At 64.7% G+C, this 17157-nt stretch carries 12 protein-coding genes and 2 tRNA genes; 9 read left to right on the plus strand and 5 right to left on the minus strand.

Annotation, left to right across the window (positions count from 1 at the left end; all coding sequences use genetic code 11):
• The 3 genes from glmM to ACWCIA_RS00495 all read left to right on the plus strand — a co-directional run bounded on the left by glmM (position 1) and on the right by ACWCIA_RS00495 (position 1636).
• Positions 1 to 1338 (plus strand): phosphoglucosamine mutase, encoded by a 1338-nt coding sequence (gene glmM / locus ACWCIA_RS00485; RefSeq protein WP_454159943.1) that lies wholly within the window; start codon positions 1 to 3, stop codon positions 1336 to 1338.
• A 78-nt stretch (positions 1339 to 1416) separates the two neighbouring features.
• Positions 1417 to 1493, plus strand: a tRNA-Pro gene (locus tag ACWCIA_RS00490).
• 66 nt (positions 1494 to 1559) lie between these two features.
• Positions 1560 to 1636, plus strand: a tRNA-Arg gene (locus tag ACWCIA_RS00495).
• A 52-nt stretch (positions 1637 to 1688) separates the two neighbouring features.
• Here ACWCIA_RS00495 and ACWCIA_RS00500 read toward each other — a convergent pair.
• Positions 1689 to 2147, minus strand: coding sequence for a hypothetical protein (locus tag ACWCIA_RS00500; RefSeq protein ID WP_454159945.1), 459 nt, complete (start codon positions 2145 to 2147; stop codon positions 1689 to 1691).
• Positions 2148 to 2286: 139 nt separating this feature from the next.
• Positions 2287 to 3387, minus strand: coding sequence for a M28 family peptidase (locus ACWCIA_RS00505; protein ID WP_454159947.1), 1101 nt, complete (start codon positions 3385 to 3387; stop codon positions 2287 to 2289).
• 217 nt (positions 3388 to 3604) lie between these two features.
• Between ACWCIA_RS00505 and ACWCIA_RS00510 the strand changes: the two genes are divergently transcribed.
• Positions 3605 to 4561, plus strand: a complete 957-nt coding sequence (locus ACWCIA_RS00510; RefSeq protein WP_454159949.1) for an MBL fold metallo-hydrolase — start codon at positions 3605 to 3607, stop codon at positions 4559 to 4561.
• Positions 4562 to 4563: 2 nt separating this feature from the next.
• Here the strand turns inward: ACWCIA_RS00510 and ACWCIA_RS00515 are convergent, their stop codons facing one another.
• Complete coding sequence (locus ACWCIA_RS00515) at positions 4564 to 5844, minus strand: family 1 glycosylhydrolase (protein ID WP_454159951.1); 1281 nt, start codon at positions 5842 to 5844, stop codon at positions 4564 to 4566.
• Between the two features lie 136 nt (positions 5845 to 5980).
• Between ACWCIA_RS00515 and ACWCIA_RS00520 the strand changes: the two genes are divergently transcribed.
• The 3 genes from ACWCIA_RS00520 (at position 5981) to ACWCIA_RS00530 (ending at position 9452) form a co-directional block, all read left to right on the plus strand.
• Positions 5981 to 7954 carry a TonB family protein gene (locus ACWCIA_RS00520; RefSeq protein ID WP_454159953.1) on the plus strand — a complete coding sequence of 658 codons (1974 nt, stop codon included), beginning with the start codon at positions 5981 to 5983 and terminating at the stop codon, positions 7952 to 7954.
• A 178-nt stretch (positions 7955 to 8132) separates the two neighbouring features.
• Complete coding sequence (locus ACWCIA_RS00525; RefSeq protein ID WP_454159955.1) at positions 8133 to 9263, plus strand: polysaccharide biosynthesis/export family protein; 1131 nt, start codon at positions 8133 to 8135, stop codon at positions 9261 to 9263.
• A gap of 45 nt (positions 9264 to 9308) precedes the next feature.
• A complete protein-coding gene (locus ACWCIA_RS00530; protein ID WP_454159957.1) occupies positions 9309 to 9452 on the plus strand; it encodes a hypothetical protein in 144 nt (47 codons plus the stop codon).
• A 249-nt stretch (positions 9453 to 9701) separates the two neighbouring features.
• Here ACWCIA_RS00530 and ACWCIA_RS00535 read toward each other — a convergent pair whose 3' ends face one another.
• A complete protein-coding gene (locus tag ACWCIA_RS00535; RefSeq protein ID WP_454159959.1) occupies positions 9702 to 11615 on the minus strand; it encodes a polysaccharide biosynthesis protein in 1914 nt (637 codons plus the stop codon).
• Between the two features lie 609 nt (positions 11616 to 12224).
• Positions 12225 to 13163, minus strand: coding sequence for an N-acetylmuramoyl-L-alanine amidase-like domain-containing protein (locus ACWCIA_RS00540; protein ID WP_454159961.1), 939 nt, complete (start codon positions 13161 to 13163; stop codon positions 12225 to 12227).
• Between the two features lie 239 nt (positions 13164 to 13402).
• On the opposite strand from ACWCIA_RS00540, the gene ACWCIA_RS00545 reads away from it, so the two are divergent.
• Both ACWCIA_RS00545 and ACWCIA_RS00550 read left to right on the plus strand, forming a co-directional pair.
• The gene (locus ACWCIA_RS00545; protein WP_454159963.1) at positions 13403 to 16411 is read left to right on the plus strand and encodes a TonB-dependent receptor; all 3009 of its coding nucleotides are present in this window, start codon (positions 13403 to 13405) and stop codon (positions 16409 to 16411) included.
• A gap of 546 nt (positions 16412 to 16957) precedes the next feature.
• A complete protein-coding gene (locus tag ACWCIA_RS00550; protein ID WP_454159965.1) occupies positions 16958 to 17134 on the plus strand; it encodes a hypothetical protein in 177 nt (58 codons plus the stop codon).
• Positions 17135 to 17157 lie beyond the last annotated feature (23 nt).

The following is a 17157-nucleotide window of genomic DNA, read 5'->3' on the forward strand; positions in this document are numbered from 1 at the left end:
ATGGCACGTAAATATTTCGGTACGGATGGCATCCGTGGTCAGGTTGGCATGTCTCCAATCACGCCTGACTTCGTCATGCGCCTGGGCTACGCGGCCGGCAAGGTGCTGGCCAAGGACAATGCCACGGGCACCCGTCCGACCGTTCTGATCGGCAAAGACACCCGCATCTCCGGCTACATGCTTGAAGCGGCGCTGGAAGCCGGTTTCTCCGCCGCCGGCGTCGACGTGATGCTGGCCGGCCCGATGCCGACCCCGGCGATCGCTTACCTGACGCGCGCGCTGCGCCTGCAGGCCGGCGTCGTGATTTCGGCATCGCACAATCCTTTCCAGGACAACGGCATCAAGTTCTTCTCCGAACATGGCACCAAGCTGCCCGACAGCGTCGAGCTGTCGATCGAAGAAGCGATCGACCAGCCGATGGATTGCGTCCCGTCCGATAAGCTCGGCCGCGCCACGCGCCTGCGCGACGCCCAGGGCCGCTACATCGAGTTCTGCAAGAGCACTTTCCCGAACGAACTGGACCTGCGCGGCCTGAAGATCGTCGTCGACAGCGCACACGGCGCCGCCTACAACATCGCACCGCACGTCTTCCACGAACTCGGCGCGGAAGTCATCTCGATCGGTGCCACGCCGGACGGCTTCAACATCAACGCCGGCTTCGGCGCCACCGCACCGAAGGCGCTGTCCGCCGCCGTCGTCGAGCACAAGGCCGACCTCGGCATCGCGCTCGACGGCGACGCCGACCGCCTGATCATGGTCGACGCCACCGGCCGCGTCTACAACGGCGACGAACTGCTCTACATCATGGTGCGCGACCGCATGTCGACCGGCCCGGTGGCCGGCGCCGTCGGCACGCTGATGACCAACATGGCCCTCGAAGTGGCGTTCAAGGAAATGGGCATCGGTTTCGCCCGCGCGAAAGTTGGCGACCGTTACGTGCTGGAAGTGATGCAGGAGCGCGGCTGGCTGTTCGGCGGCGAAGGCTCGGGCCACCTGCTGGCACTCGACAAGCACACGACCGGCGATGGCATCGTGTCCGCGCTGCAAGTGCTGTCCGCACTCAAGCGCAGCGGGAAGTCGCTCGAAGCCTGCTGCGGCGCGCTGACCCTTTATCCGCAAACCCTGATCAACAAGCGCGTTGCCCCCGGGTTCGACTGGACCAAGGATTCGGCCATGATGGCCGAGAAGGAAGCGGTCGAGCGCGAGCTCGGCGACAACGGCCGCGTCCTGATCCGCGCCTCGGGTACCGAGCCGCTGATCCGCGTGATGGTCGAGGCCAAGAACGCGGAGATGGCCGAAAGCATGGCGCGCCGCATCGCCGACAAGCTCGCAGCCTGAGCCTGAAGCACCAATCCTCGCGGTGAGGGCGGTGCGCACATTGACGCGCCCCCGCTTGGCGAGTATGATGAAGGCATTCGGAGTGTAGCGCAGCCCGGTAGCGCACCTGGTTTGGGACCAGGGGGTCCAAGGTTCGAATCCTTGTACTCCGACCACGCATTACAAACGGGCCGTCTTCGACGGCCCGTTTTCCATTCTGCCGGCAGTTTCGCCGGCGTCGACTGCCCATAGCTCAGTTGGATAGAGCATCAGCCTTCTAAGCTGAGGGTCGCTGGTTCGAACCCAGCTGGGCAGGCCACGCACCTCACGTGCCGCACCCTTCCAGCTGATTGCCCTGCAGACCGTTCGCGCTAGCGAAACGAGCGCGCCAGCACCTCATGCCTGTGCTCGAAAAACTTCTTCATGAAGAAGCGCACCATCGGCGTCCCGAAGCGCGGCGAGAACTCCAGGTTGTCGGTGACCGTCGTGCCGGCCTCGCCGTCTGCCGACGGCGTGACGACACGCTCGTGGCGCCAGAAGCGCATCGACAGCAACGGGGATTGCTCGACGAAGCGGTGGCCCGGCTCGAATTCGACGAAGGTCAGCTTCGACATGTCGATCGGCACCACGCCCAGCAGCAGGAACTGGCAGCGGCACAGCGGTTTGGCCAGCGTCGTGTCCTTGTCGATCCCCGTCATCCCCTTGGGAAAAGTGATCTTCAGGATAGGCCACATCTCCGACTTGATGCCGCGGATGGAAGTCGACCATGACCAGACGTCCGCGACGGGTGCTGGTACTTCGGTCTTGAATGTCAGTCGTACGGTCTTCATCCTGGCCTCGCCTTGGTTCGTTTCTCCTATTGTCGATGGCTTCAGGAGGTTGTTCCGTTCGCCAGGTCGCAGTTCGGGAACTTTCGGCAAGAGTGTTTCAGGGAAGGGCGGAGGCGCCGGGGCGCCCCCGGGTGCTGCCTTATTTCGTGTTGCGCTGCTGCCAGATCCCGAGGTATTTCGAGGCCTTCGGATTCTGCACGTTCCACTTCGGCGTCTCCGTGCCGTTGGCGATCTTCCAGATGGCCAGCGCGACGGTGCGGTCGACCAGCGCCATGTTCTCGTAGTCGATTTTGTCCCAGTGGTCGCCGGCGCCGTGGTAGTCCGGGAAGGCGTAGGCGACGCTGACGGTGTGGGAGGGGATACCCTGGTCGGCCAGTGCTTGGTTGTCGCTGTGCGCGAAATACTTGTCGCTGTTGACCGGGTGCTTCCAGACGCGGATGCCGGTGTCGTCGCCGGCCGCTTTCAGGATGGCGCCCACGTCGGAGAAATCGAAGCCGGTCACGCCGAAGGCGCGCACCTGGGCGCCCTCGTTGTCGTCGGTGCGGCCGACCTGCTCGAGGTTGATGCCGGCAATCGTCTTCTCGATCGGGACCAGCGGATTCTTGCCGTAATAGCGCGAGCCGACCAGTCCGTGCTCCTCGCCGAAGACGGTCATGAAGACGATGCTGCGCTTCGGGCGCACCTTGTTCGACGCGAAGGCTTTCGCCAATTCGATGACCGACACGGTGCCGCTGCCGTCGTCGTTGGCGCCGTTGAAGATGCCGTCGCCCTGGCCGGGCTTCAGGCCCACGTGATCATAGTGCGCGGTGACCAGGATATAGCTGTCTTTCAGGACAGGGTCGGAGCCGCGCAGGATGCCCACCACGTTGCGTACCTTCACCGGTGCCGCCGCCTGGGCTGGCGCCGTCTTGCTGCGTTTCGGATCGATCAGGTTCCAGTCGGCCGTCTGGAAATAGCCGTCGTCGCCAAGCGGTTCCAGGCCTGCGGCGCGGAACTGCGAGGCGATGAACTCCGCGGCAATGTCGAGGCCGCGCGAAGGCGTGCCGCGGCCTTCCAGTGCGTCCGAGGCCAGGAAGGACAGGTTGCCGCGCATCGAAGCGGCCGAGATACGCTCGAGCACCGGTGCAGCCTCGGGCGGCACGGCGGCGGCGCTGCAGGCGAGGGGGAGGGCAAGGGACAGGCCAAGCAGTGCGTGGATGGCTCGGGTGGCGCGTGGCAGGGGGCGTCGGGTCAGGGGCATGGGCATTCGCGTGAGCGTTCGAAAGTTGATCAAGTAGCAAAGCCGGGAAAGTATAGCGCCGTCCCTGGCGCACTGCGGGGGAAATTGCTGGGCCTGGCCTGGCGGGCTACTCATTGTTCTTGTATTTTTGCAAACGAACGCCGTAGACCTGAGGCCCATGATAATGTTCTGACATCACAAAGGTCCGCTTGGCGGGCTCGACCATAACGGAGTCTGTATGCGTGTTCATCGTTGGCTGGGAGGCGCGGCATTGCTGGCCGCGCTCGGTATGGCGTCCATCGGCAATGCCCTGGCGCAAACAGCTACGCAGGGCGATACTTTTACGCTCAAGCTGGCAGGCAGCGAGACCCCTGCAGCCGAAGACACTGGTACGGTCCAGTTCATCGGCACGGCCACGGTACTGATCCGCTACGCGGGCCTGACCATCCTTACCGACCCGAATTTCCTGCACAAGGGCGACCACGTCCACCTCGGCTACGGCCTGACCTCGCAACGCCAGACCAATCCCGCCATCGAATTCGACAAGCTACCCCCGATCGATCTGGTCATCCTGTCGCACATGCACGACGACCACTTCGACAAGCTGGTACAGGAACGCCTGAACCGCAATACGCCCATCGTCTCGACGCGCGAGGCCGGCGAAAAGCTCAAGCGCCTCGGGTTCCGCCAGCGATTCGCCCTGAGCGAATGGGATCGCCTGGAAGTGACGAAAGGCAGCACCAAGCTGCGCGTCACATCCGTGCCGGGCCGCCATGGCGCCGCCGGGGTGTCGGTCCTGCTGCCGAAGGTGATGGGCAGCGTGCTCGACTTCGGAGCAAATGCCGATACGCCCGACTACCGCATGTACATCAGCGGCGACACGCTCGTCTATGACGACATCCGCAGCATCCCGCAGCGTTTCCCCGGCATCGACCTGGCCCTGCTGCACCTGGGCGGTACCCGCATCCTCGGCGTGTTCAAGGTCACCATGGACGGCAAGGATGGGGTGCAGATGATGCAGATCGTCAAGCCCAAGAAAACCATTCCGATCCACTACAACGATTACGACGTCTTCAAGTCGCCGCTCGCCGATTTCGCGCGCGAAGTGAAAGCGGCCGGCCTGGAGGAGGGGGTCGTCTACCTGGCGCACGGCGACACTTATACGTTCACGCCGCGCAAGCCGGCCACCCCATAACGCTATCCTTGTATCGCGCCGCTTGCGGGTGACTCCGGATCGATCGATGTCACCTCGCCGCCGAATTCATGCGGCATCACGACCGGCACCTGCAGGCAGATGCTCTTGGTCGGCAGCACGGCTTCCCAGGCCCTGACGAGTTCCCTGTAGGCCGTGCCGACCGGCCGGATCTTTCGGTCGAGGTCGAACAGGCCGAGGGCGTTGACGTTGCCGTTGTTGGCGCGCAGCGCGCTGTCCCAGTCGACCTGGTCGGTCAGCGAGTACCAGGTGAAGCCGATCAGCGGCACACCGTTGTTGCGCACCCGCAGCACGTTCGCCCATTCCTTCTTCAGCCAGTGCACCGCCTCGTCGCCCAGCGGCCCCTGGCACAGGTTGGTTTCCGTGTGCATCACCGGCAGCCGGTAGCGGTTGTAGTACTGGTGGGTAATGACCGCGTAGCCGAAGATTTCACCGGCGGCGCGCGTCATCCCGTCCGCCGAGACGTAATGCTCGTTGGTCTGGTAGTAGTCGTTCCCCATGATGCAGTGGTGCTTGAGGTTGTGCTGGAGGAAGAAATGGTATTCCTCCCGCTTCATCCCGTTGTCGAGCAGGTATTCGTACATGTCGGAATCGACGCGGCGCCCGTAGTTCAGGTCGAGCGCGAGGAAGCGGTGCGCGTTGTTGACCTCGGCCGGACCGATGGCCTCGGGCGACTCGGCGTGGAAGTATTCGGTCGATTCGCTCTGGATGAACAAGGCGTCGGGCCGGACTTTCAGGATGGCGTGCATCGCCAGGATATTTGCCCTGACCAGGTGTTTGATCGCGGTCACGAACGCAGCGTCGGTACGCAACTGTTCGTTCCACCATCCGTAGAGCGTCGAAAATACCGCGCAGATCCACATCTCGTTGATCGGCGTGTAGAGCTGCACCCAGGGATAGCGCTGGGCAAAGGCGCTGGCGTAATCGGCGAAGAGCTCGGGGAAATCCGGGTTCTGGAAATTGCCGATCCAGTCGGGTACGCCGAAATGGCAGAGGTCCACGATGGGGGCGATATTCCTGCGGCGCAGGTCATTGAATGCCAGGTCGGCAAACTCCCAGTCGAAACGCCCGGGTCCGAGCAGGGTCCGGTGCAGCGGCGGACCGTAGCGCAGCACGCGCAGGCCGAGTTCCTGGACGAGGTCGAAATCGAGTTGCCAATGACGGTAATGGCCGCATTTCTCCAACTCATCCATGCGGACGCGGCCGCCCTCAATCGTCGGATTGCTGTTCTCGATACCTGTCGCAAAAATGAAACCTGGATGCATATGCACACCTCCATGGGCCGCGCTGTCTCCAATAGGCTCCACCAGTATTGTCCACGTGCGCCAGGATTGCTAGCGTGCGCTTGCGCCTGTTAAGTAAACGTTATGCTGTCAACTCATCCATACCAGGCCCGCCAGCATGCCGTCCGCTTCAGCCCGTTCGCACGCGCCCGACCTTGCAAACCGCCGCCTGGGGATCGGCCTGCTCGTCTCGATGGCGCTGCATGCGCTGATCCTGGCCATCCATTTTGGTGTGCCCGGGAAGCTCGCAGGCAGCGCCGGACCGATCACCGTAAGCCTGACGCCGCTGCCGTTGCCGCCGCTTGACCCGGCTCTTGTGCCGCCGCTGCCGGCGCCTGAGCTTGTACCTGTGCCCCCCATCGCAGGCAACCCGCCGCCGGCGTTGCCGGACCGGCCTGTTCCCGGCTCCGGCTTCCGCCTGCTCGACCCGGTCCCCATCGCGCCGCCGCCTGCACCCGCGCAACCCGCTTCCCAGCCCGCGGCCCGGCGTCGGCGCACTGCACGTCCGCCCGCGCCGCTGCGTGAGGCGGCTACGCCCGTCATCGCCCAGGAGAACGATCCCGACGCAATTTTCAAGGTTCCGCTGGCCGAGGTGCCGGTCGAGCCGGTGCCCGATGTTCAGCCCGATGTGCCTGAAGAGGTCGAAGTCGCCCAGGCCGAGCAGGCTAATGACGAGCAGCTTGCCGAGGAGGCGGACCGGCTCGCGCAAGAAGAGGAGCAGGCGCGGGAACGCGAGCGCATCGTCGAGGAAGAGGCGCGCCTGGCGCAGGCCGAAGCGGAGAGGCTTGCCGCGCAGCGGCTGGCGCAGGAAGCGCAGGCGCGACGTCGGGATGAAGAAGATCAGGCGCGGCAGGCTGACGAGGGCTTGCGCCAGGAGGAACAGCTGGCTGCGCAGCGGGCCGAGCAGGACCGCCTGCGCGCAGATCAGGAGCGTCAACGGCTGGACGAGGCGCAGCGCCTGGCGGCGGAACGTAAAATTGAGCGCGAGGCTGAGCGCACAGCGGCCCGGCAGCAGGCTCTGGAAGCGGCGCAGCAGGCCGAGCAGTTACGAGTCGCGGCACAGGAGCAGGAGCGGCTGCTGGCCGAGCGCAAGGCCCAGGCCGCAAACGAGGAAGCAAGCCGGGCGCGCCTGCTGGCGCAGCAGCGGGCCGATGAGGAGCGGCGGACGCGCGAGGCCGCGGCGCTTGCCGCCGAGCGCCTGGCCGCCGAGGAGCGTGCCCGCCAGCTCGCCGCGGAACGCCAGCGCGACATCGACGAGGCTGCGCGACGCCTTGCCATCGAAACCGAACGCCAGCGTCGCATCGACGAGGAAGCGGCGCGCCAGCGCGCCGAGCAGCTGGCGCGGCAGCAGGCGGAGATCGAGGCGGAACGCGAGCGCCGTGCGCAAGCGCTGGCCCGGCAACAGGCGGAGCAGGCCTTGGCCGAACACCGGCGCGCCGAGGCGCTGGCCCGGCAGCAGGAAGCGGAAGAGGCAGCGCGCATGGAGCGTGCACGGCAGGCGGCGCTGGCGGGCAGTCCCGGGCACAGGCAGGGCGGGGAAGCAGCCGGCATGCCGGGTCCGGTGGCTGGCACCGGGATGGGCCCTGGCGCGGGTCCGGGTTCCGGCGGCGGCGGTACGCTGCCGCGAGATATGCTCGGCAGCAACGCAGGAAACCGTGCCCGCGAGCTGATGCGCGGAATCGACCTCCCCGGTGCGCCGCCCGCAGCCCTGCGTCCGGCGCAGGCCTTCGACGCGCGCCGCCGCGTCGTCGACACGGCCGAGCGCGATGTGCCGCTGCGCCTGTACGTGGACAGCTTCCGTCAGAAAATCGAACGCAATGCCGCGCTCATCCAGATGCGCCTATCCGGCGAGCCCGCGCAATCGAGCCCGCTCGTCAGCGTTGCCGTGCGCAGCGACGGCAGCGTCGACGACGTCACTATCGTGCGCTCGAGCGGACGCGCCGATACCGACGAGGCGGTGCGCCGCATCGTCCGCCTGAACGCACGTTACGCCGCCTTCCCGCCGAATGTGGCGGCCCGTTTCGATGTGATCGAGATCCGCCGCATCTGGCGTTTTGAGGAAAGCCTGAAGCTGCTGGAGGAAGTGCGCTGACGGTGCTCCAGGCCGTTCTTTTACGTTAGGAAATTAATAACTTGGGGTACGCTTGCCCTGTGGGGCAGGCGCAATTTGCCTGAGCTTGCCGTTTGATATGCGCCAAAGCCGCGGACGACGGACACCGTACGCTGACTTGGTCAGCCGTAAAACGGCAGCCCATTTCACAGGCAAGCTCATGAATTTTCCAAAAGAAATTTTGCGCCGCGGCTGGATCGCCGCGGCATGTGCATTGGCGCTCGCAGGTTGCACTACCGGCCTGCAGTTCCGCTCCGAAACGGTGGGCGGTACCGCCGAACCGCCGCCGCCCACCGAAATGATCACGGAACGCCTGATCGCGGCCGAGAAGCAGGCCATGGCCCGGCAGGGCGAGCAGAACCTGTCGAAACTGATCGTGACCAATCCGTCTCCCTACACGATCGGGCGCGGCGACGTTCTCTCGATCGTCGTCTGGGACCATCCCGAGCTTGCCGGCGGCGGCATGACGGCCGCCACCGCCGCGGCCGATGCGGCCGGCTCCAATGTCGCGGCAGCTGCCAATGCGCCGCAGCCGGGCTTCGTCGTCGACCACCAGGGACGCATCCAGTTTCCCTTCGCCGGGCTGCTGCCGGTCGAGGGGCTGACCGAGGAGGGCGCCCGCGCACTGCTGACGCAAAAGCTGGCGCGCTACATCCAGAGCCCCAACATCACCCTGCGCGTGCAGGCCTACCGCAGCAAACGCGTCTACATCGACGGCGAAGTCAAGCAGCCCGGCCTGCAGGCGATCAACGACATCCCGATGACGCTGGTCGAAGCGCTGAACCGCGCCGGCGGCCTGCTGCCCACGGCCGACCAGAGCCGCATCGCGCTCGAGCGGGGCGACGCGCGCTACAGCATCAACCTGCGCGACCTCGTCCAGAAAGGCATCAACCCCGGCAATATCATGCTGGCACCCGGCGACGTGGTCCGCGTGCATTCGCGCGACGAAAGCAAGGTCTTCGTCTCCGGCGAGGTCGTCACGCCCCGGGCCCTCACCATGCACAACGGCCGTCTCACGCTCAACGAAGCGCTAGGCGAAACGGGCGGCATCAGCCCGCTGAGCGGCGACGCGCGCCAGATCTATGTCGTGCGCAAGACGCCCGAGCGTACCCGCGTGTTCCAGCTCGACGCGCGCCTGACCGGATCGCTGGCCATGGCCGAAGCCTTCGAACTGCGCCCGAAGGACGTCGTCTACGTCGCCGCCTCGCCGCTGGCGAACTGGAACCGTCACCTGAGCCTGCTGTTCCCGGGAGCGCTCACCTCCGCAGTCGGCGTCACGAATCGTCCCTGAGCGTCCCCAAGCGTCCCCAAGCGCCCCTGAGCCACCGGAGCTACCATGACCAAACCCGCCGACAACCATCAGCTGACCCATGTGGTGCACAGCCCGCCGGTTCTCAGTGTGCCGTTCGACCCGCGTCCGCCGCTCTCCGCCGCCGACGAGCCCACGGTCGACCTGAAAGGGCATTTCAACACCCTGTAGCCGAGTCCGATGATGCCGATGACCGCGGTGCGGTCGCGCAGTTTGGCAGTGAGCTGCTGCAGGTGGGCCGATTGGTGTTCGTCGCGCATGTGTATCCTCGCCAACAGTGGAGTAGTGGTGGAGTGGGTGCTACAAGCGTTTGAAAAAAATTCTCCATGGCTGCGTTGCCTTCGTCTTGCCGTACTAACGTACTTTCTTCGACGATGCGCCTTGCCCTGGAGTTTTTTTCATACGCTTAGGAGTGGCCGCTTAGATTCGGAACGGCACGAATTTATTGATGAGGCTGAGCCGGGCAGGTTCGGGTTCGGGTACCTGGGCGGGCGCGGCGCTCGGGATCTGGGGCGTGTACTCGCTGACGATGGCCTTCACCATCGATTCGATCATGGCGCGCTCGTGGGTTTCGCAGGCCATCATCAGGCAGGTGATGCAGGTTTCCAGCACGCTCGGGCGCAGCGCGTTTTCCTTCATGCGCATGATGCGGGGATGCTCGCTGGGGAACACGGTGCCGTCGGTCAGCAATTCCTCGTGCAGCTTTTCGCCCGGGAACAGGCCGACGAACTTGACTTCGATGTCGCCGTCCGGGTTCTGCGGCGTTTTCTCGGTCAGGCCCGACATGGCCAGCAGGGTGCGCGCCAGTTCGACGATGCGGACCGGCTCGCCCATGTCGAGCACGAACACGTCGCCGCCTTTGGCCATGGCGCCGGCCTGGATGACGAGCTGGGCAGCCTCGGGGATGAGCATGAAATAGCGCGACACTTCCGGGTGGGTGATGGTCAGCGGCCCGCCTTTTGCAATCTGGCGCTGGAACAGCGGAATCACCGAGCCCGAGGAACCGAGCACGTTGCCGAAGCGGACCATGCAAAAGGTGGTCTTGGTGCCGTGCTTGGCGGCGGCGGCCTGGAAGATCAGCTCGGCGATGCGCTTGCTGGCGCCCATGATGTTGGTCGGGCGCACCGCCTTGTCGCTTGAAATGAGCACGCAGGTCTCGACGTCGTGGGCGGCGCAGGCCGTCGCCACGACCTGGGCGCCGAGCACGTTGTTGCGCAGGCCTTCGACGATGTTCGACTCCACCAGCGGCACGTGCTTGTAGGCGGCGGCGTGGTAGACCGTGTCGACGTGGCCGTCGGCCAGGACGCGTTCGAGGAGGTCGGCGTTGCAGACCGAGCCGAGGTGGGCGTCGATGCGCAGGTCGGGGAAGCGCGTGACCAGTTCCTGGCGGATAGTGTAGAGCGCGTATTCGGAGTGGTCGAGCAGGTGCAACCGGCTCGGGCCCAGGGTGACGATCTGGCGGCACAGTTCGCTGCCGATGGAGCCGCCGGCGCCGGTCACGAGCACGGTCTTGCCGCGTACGCAGCGGGCGAACAGGTCGAGCCGCGGCGGTACCGGAGGCCGGCCCAGCAGGTCCTCGAACTTGAGCTCGCGGATCGAGTCGCGCGGCCGGGCCCGGTCGTCGGCCAGGTCGACCAGGCGGCTGAGGATCTTGGTGGTGACGCCGGCCCCGGCCAGGCGCTGCATGATGTCGCGCAGGCGTTCGGCCGGCATGCCCGGGACGGCGACGACGACCGTGCGGATGCCGTGGGCGGCGACCAGGTCGGCCAGGCGGTCGGTGTGGAAGACGCGCAGCCCGGCGATGGTGCGGTCGTTCAGGGCGCGCTTGTCGTCGAAGAAGCAGACCGGGCGGTATTCGTCGCCGTTGCGCATGGTTTGCGCCAGCTTGGCGCCGGCCTCGCCGGCACCATAAATGGCGACGGCATCGGTAGCGGGGCGGCGTGCGCTATGGCTGCGCAGGAAATTGCGCATGCCGATACGCGAGGTAACGACATAGGAAAAAACGATGAACCAGTAAATCGCGAGCGCACTGCGTGGAAACATTGCGTCGTTAATCGCGAATAACACGACATACGCACACAATACGGCAATGCCGAGTGCGAATCCGGTGGCGCTTAACAGGCGGCCGTCGATAAAGCGGATGACGGCGCGGTATAAATCGGACATCGACAGGGCGGCAATCGTCACCAGCGCGACGATAATATACGAAGCCGGTCCGTAATTCGCTGCAAGTTTTATATCGCCAAAGCGCAATAACATGGCGATGAGAAAACAAATAGGCAGTGCAACCAGGTCGATCGCAACCATCAGCGCTATTTTGGCAGTGCGATGCATCGATACCATTCCAGCGCAGAACTGGCTTAGTACTCGGGCGGATAAAGTGGGCATGGTGATCGCGTGACTCGTCAGGTGGGTTGCAGGAGGAGCGGTAAAGACGATGCGCAAAAAGAAGAAAATAAAAAAGCTGGAAATAAATTCCGTTGGAAATATTTAATTTGAAACTAAAACCCGGGCGTCGATTAGACTTGCTGTTGCTGAGTAAGTTTATTATCGTTGGGCTACTGAATGATGAGTTTGACCCCGCTCAACCGGGAATTCCGAATTAAAACGGAACCACAGATTTATTTAATTTGGGAAATGAAATTAGGAAATAAATCGCAGAAAATGGACCCATAGATTTCCGTATGGAACGGAAACTATTTAAATTCGGAAACTCATCGGGTTCTGGTCCGAAACGAATAAGAAACAAGAGCAAAGCATCCGGCGCTGCCGATAGCGGGACAATCGGCAGGCGCAGCAGGTTTCAGGCCAGACAGGCGGGTCGCCGTACGGTGCGGCCGGGCGGACGAGGGGAGGCGAGGCAGAGAGGGAGGAGACGAACGGCCTGCGCTTCGGCGGCGAAAACGGGCACGCACCGGGCGGCGCGTGCCCTCGGAACCGCGGTCAGCTTCCCGGGCGGGGCTGGGGCGCCATGGGCGGCACCACGACGTTGTCGTTCAGGCGCAGGAACTTGAAGCCCGCCAGGCGCTGGCCGTTCTTGCCCGCTTTGGCGTTGCGCGCTTCGCGCTCGAGCGCGCGGCCGATGAAGGAGTCGAAACTTTCTTCACGCACCCGCGGCTCCTGCGAGTGCAGGAAACGGCGCTCGCCATCCGCTCCGAGCACCACCAGGCCCACGTGCGAGGCCCAGTGTTCGCCGTCGCGGGTCGAGATCACGTTGACGAAATCGCCTTCCTGGAGCTGGGCCGCGATCGCCGCCACCCGCTCTTTCGGCACGAAGGACTGGCGGCTGGTTTCGACGGGGATGGCGCGTTCGGTGTTGTGGCGCGTCTTCAGGAAGCGCGCGCGGTCGACCCGCATGTCGTAGCCGGGGCCTTCCGGGCCGGCCAGCTCGGCGCTGATGTCGGTGACCAGCCAGCGGTTCGCCACGTTCCAGTCCATCTCGGTGTAGTGGTTGCGGGTGGCCACGCCGATCACGCCGTCGCGGTAGCGAATACGCTGCAGCATCCAGAAAAATTCTTCCCACGAGCGCGACAGGGCCATCGCATAGGTGTGTTCCGCAAACACGACACAGTCGCTGCGCTCCAGGCTAAAGAGCGGCAAGTTGTCGTGCACCTCGAAGGGGAACTCGCCCAGCAGGTTGAGCAGGTAGGGCTGCCCGAGGTTCTTGCGGCCGATGGCGGCGATGCGCTTGCGCAGGTCGGGTTCGGCTTCGTGCACCCAGGCCACGTAGCGGCCCGCTTCGACCGGCGTCATCTGGTAGATGGGTTTCTGCAGGATGGTCTCGATGGGGGCGGGCGCGGTCGCCGCGACGGGCGGGGCAGCCGGTTGCGTGGCGCAGCCGGAGAGGGCGGCCAGCAGCAAGGCCAGGGGGACGTGACGCATGGGTGGGGTCTCCTTTTCTTCTATTGATTGGCAGGACGCTAACGCGCGCCAGCCGGTTTTGACAATGAATATTTGTCGCCCAGCCATAACCACGGTCATTGCCTTCAAACATTCCTTCAAGTTATGGCTGAGGGAACACAAGTCATTTTCCAGGTATTTGCTTTTCGCCAATACTAAGAGAATGGCAGGGACCGCCTGCCACCGGCATCACCCCATACCTATATCCAGGAGAGAGATACATGTTCAAACAAAAGCCGCTGGCGGCCGCCGTTTCGATGGCCCTGTGGAGCCTGACCGCGTTGCCGGCCATGGCGCAGACCCCGGACGGCGCAACGCCGATGCAGACCGTGGAGGTGAAGGGTATCCGCGCCTCGATGGCCAAGTCGCTCAGCGTCAAGAAGAACGCCACCGCCAACGTCGAGGTCATCACGGCCGAAGACGTGGGCAAGATGCCGGACAAGAACCTGGCCGACTCGCTGCAGCGCCTCGCCGGCGTCGCCGTGCGTACCGACTACGACGAAGCAGAAAAGGTGTCGATGCGCGGCACCAACCCGGACATGGCACTGATCCTGTTCAACGGCCACACCGTCTCCGGCGGCGACTGGTACGTCGCCGACCAGGGCTCGAGCTCGCGCTCGACCAGCCTGTCGCTGATGCCGTCCTCGGTCCTGAACCAGGCCCTGGTCTACAAGACCGCGCAGGCCAACATCGTCGATGGCGGCCTGGCCGGCACCATCAACGTCACCACCCGCAAGCCGCTGTCGCAGAAAGAGCGCCTGTCGGGCGTGATCAGCGCCGGCGCCAGCTATGCCGAGCTGCCGGGCAAGGCCGCCCCCGACCTGAACGCGTCGGTCACCTGGAAGAACGAAGCAGGCACCTTCGGCGTCATCGCCCAGGGCTTCGCCGAGAAGCGCTACGTGCGCCGCGACTCGGTGTCGCGTTTCGCCTACGGCACCAGCAGCGGCTGGGATGTGATCAACACCTCGACCATGCTCGGCATTACCGATGCCTCGCTGGCCGGCACCGGCTACAAGGCCGCCGACCTGAACGGCGTGCGCATGCCGGGCTCGATGAGCTCCGAATTCGTCGAGTCCGTGCGCGACCGCAAGGGCGGCATGCTCTCGATGCAGTTCAAGCCGAACCAGGACCTCGACGTCACCATGACCGGCTTCCATTCGCAGATGAACGCGAACAACAATGGCCGCCTGACCTCGGGCGCCATGTACTCGATGCTGCTCGGTAAGAACGAACCGCTGGGCGGCACCGCGGCGACCTCGGTCAACACCTTCTCGAACGGCCAGCGCGTGTACGCGCAGATCCGCAATCCGGTGATCGTCACCGAGCGCACGATGTACGGCCACGAGCTGAAAGTGCTGAAGGCCGCCGACATCGTGTTCCCGAACGGCACCACGCCCCAGTACGTCGGCAACTCGGAAGGCTTCTACCGCGACGGCGCCCAGGCGACCAGCTCCTTCCTGGATCTGGACGGCAAATACCGCGTCAACGAGGACCTGACCGTCAAGACCCTGCTGTCGGCCACCCGCGGCACCGGCAAGACCGACCTCGACCAGGGCACGACCTTCGCCCGCTACGGCACCGGCGTCTCGTACGCGCTGGGCGGCCTGCATGAAGCGCCGTACGTGAAGTACCAGGGCGCAGGCCAGAACCAGCCGGGCATCAACCCGGACGGCAGCGGCTACATGATCGTCGGCCGTACCGCCTCGGGCATCAAGACCACCGACAAGGAAGCGAGCGCCCAGTTCGACGCCGAATACAAGCTCAATCGCGGCTTCGTGCAGTCGCTGGAAGCCGGCGTGCGCCACGCCGACCACAAGCGCGTCAGCGGCCGCTTCGGCCCGGCCTTCCGCACCCCGCTGTCGTACACCTTCAACACCACCACCGGCGCGATCATCCAGCCGACCCCGACCCCGACCGAGGGCTGGCAGCCATATCCTGGCGACTTCGGCGACGGCCTGGGCGGCGGCTGGTGGGACAACACCGGCTTCACATATTCGCCGGAAGCGCTGAAGGCCTACATCGCGGCCAACACCAAGGAAACGTCGAAGGCCTTCGAGCGCCGCGTCAGCTCCGAGATCGACATGCGCGAACGCCAGAGCTCGATGTACCTGATGGCCAACCTGGAAGGCGAGCGCTGGTCGGGCAACGTCGGCGTGCGCTACGTGCGCACCGTGGTCGATGCCCAGATCGCCACCCCGATCCCGAACCCTCGCACCTGCCTGCGCACCGCTCCTGGCCAGGCGCCGATCCCTTGCGCGGCCTACCCGGGCGCGATCTCGGACGCCGGCGACGCCACCGCGTTCTACGACAACACCGCGTTCAACCCGCTGTCGGGCACCATGTACTACAAGACCCCGACGCACAAGGTCTTCAAGAACGCGCTGCCCAGCCTGAACCTGCGCTACGAGATCACCAAGGACATGATCGCCCGCTTCGGCGCCAGCCGCACCATCGGCCGCCAGAACTACAACGTGCTTGGCAGCGGCTTCGGCACCCCGGGCTGCGACGCCGGCGGCTGCAAGGTGACCGGCCCGAATCCGGACCTGCGTCCGCTGACCTCGGACAACGTCGACCTGTCGTGGAGCTGGTACTTCGCGCCGCGTTCGGCCGTCACGATCAACGCCTTCCACTCGAAGATCGACGGCTACGTGAAGACCGGCACGGTCGGCACCTCGACCATCGACCTGACCGACCCGCGTGACCAGACGGTGAAGACCTTCTTCATCAACACCTCCTCGCAGCAGGGAGCGAAGATCAGCGGCCTGGAACTGTCGTACGAGCAGCCATTCGGCGCGTCGCCGTTCGGCTTCACCTCGAACGTCAGCCGTGCCAAGACCAAGGTCGACGACGGCCGTCCGATGGTGGGCGCTTCGGAGTGGGCCGGCAACCTCGGCTTCTACTTCGAGAACGACAAGCTGTCGGCACGACTGGTGTCGAACTACCGTGGCGAGTACGTGAACTCGACGACCGCACCGTCGCCGACCGCGAACAGCCAGGGCATGTCCGTGATCAACGGCGTGGCGATGCCGACCGCGCCGACCATGGCAGCACCGGTGACCACGCTGGCCTTCAACGCCAGCTACAACATCTCGCCGAACCTGGTCCTGACCTTCGACGCGACCAACCTGACCAACGTGAAGCGCGCCTACTATCGCTACAGCGAAGAAGAGCAGCAGAAGCTGGACGTCAGCGGCCGCCAGTTCTACCTGAACCTGAAGTACAAGTTCTGATCGGGCAGATCGCGGTGTGAACGACAAGGGGAGCTTCGGCTCCCCTTTTTCATGTATGCATATGCCGGTGTATGCCCAGTCCTACACCACGACGCGCCGCGTCGGCAGCTCATCCTTGCCCCCAGTGTGCGGCAGCTAACGGTATCGAACACATGCACCCGATATGATGAAGCCGTGTGAGTGAGGCGCCAGCGAATTCGTTCTGCAGGCCTGCCAAATATCTCAACAGGTTAGCCGGTCGCCTCGAGGATCGGCACCAAATTTTCGGCCGCCGCCACGTGCGGCGGCCGCTCAAAAACCGGAAGCGGAGGCCCAATGTCTGCCACGACCAAGAATCCCCCCAAACACCTGGTTCGCGAATACCTCGCACGCCGGTCGCGCGATCCGCAACCGCCGCCGACGCCCGAGGAAATCCGGCGCCAGCTTGGCTGGGGGATGCTGGTCCCGGAGGACGTTAAAATGGCCAGCGAGCGCTCCTAGGGCGCTTGCCGTGGCCCCGCCACTGGCCGGCTATCCGGACAAACCGTTTCAACAGAGGAGAAGCACATGACCAAGCGTATCGGCAACAAACACGAAGCCCAGCACCGCGGCAAGGAAGAACGTCTCGACATCCGCCGCACCAACATCGCACGTGAAGCGGTCAAGCAGGCTGCGGCCCGCGCCAAATACCGCAACCAGGTCAAGAACCAGCCGCCGATGAGCCTGTCCGCAGCGGCTGCCTGATCGTTCGCCGAACCTGCAGGCGA

This window comes from Massilia sp. SYSU DXS3249 (genome assembly GCF_053668055.1).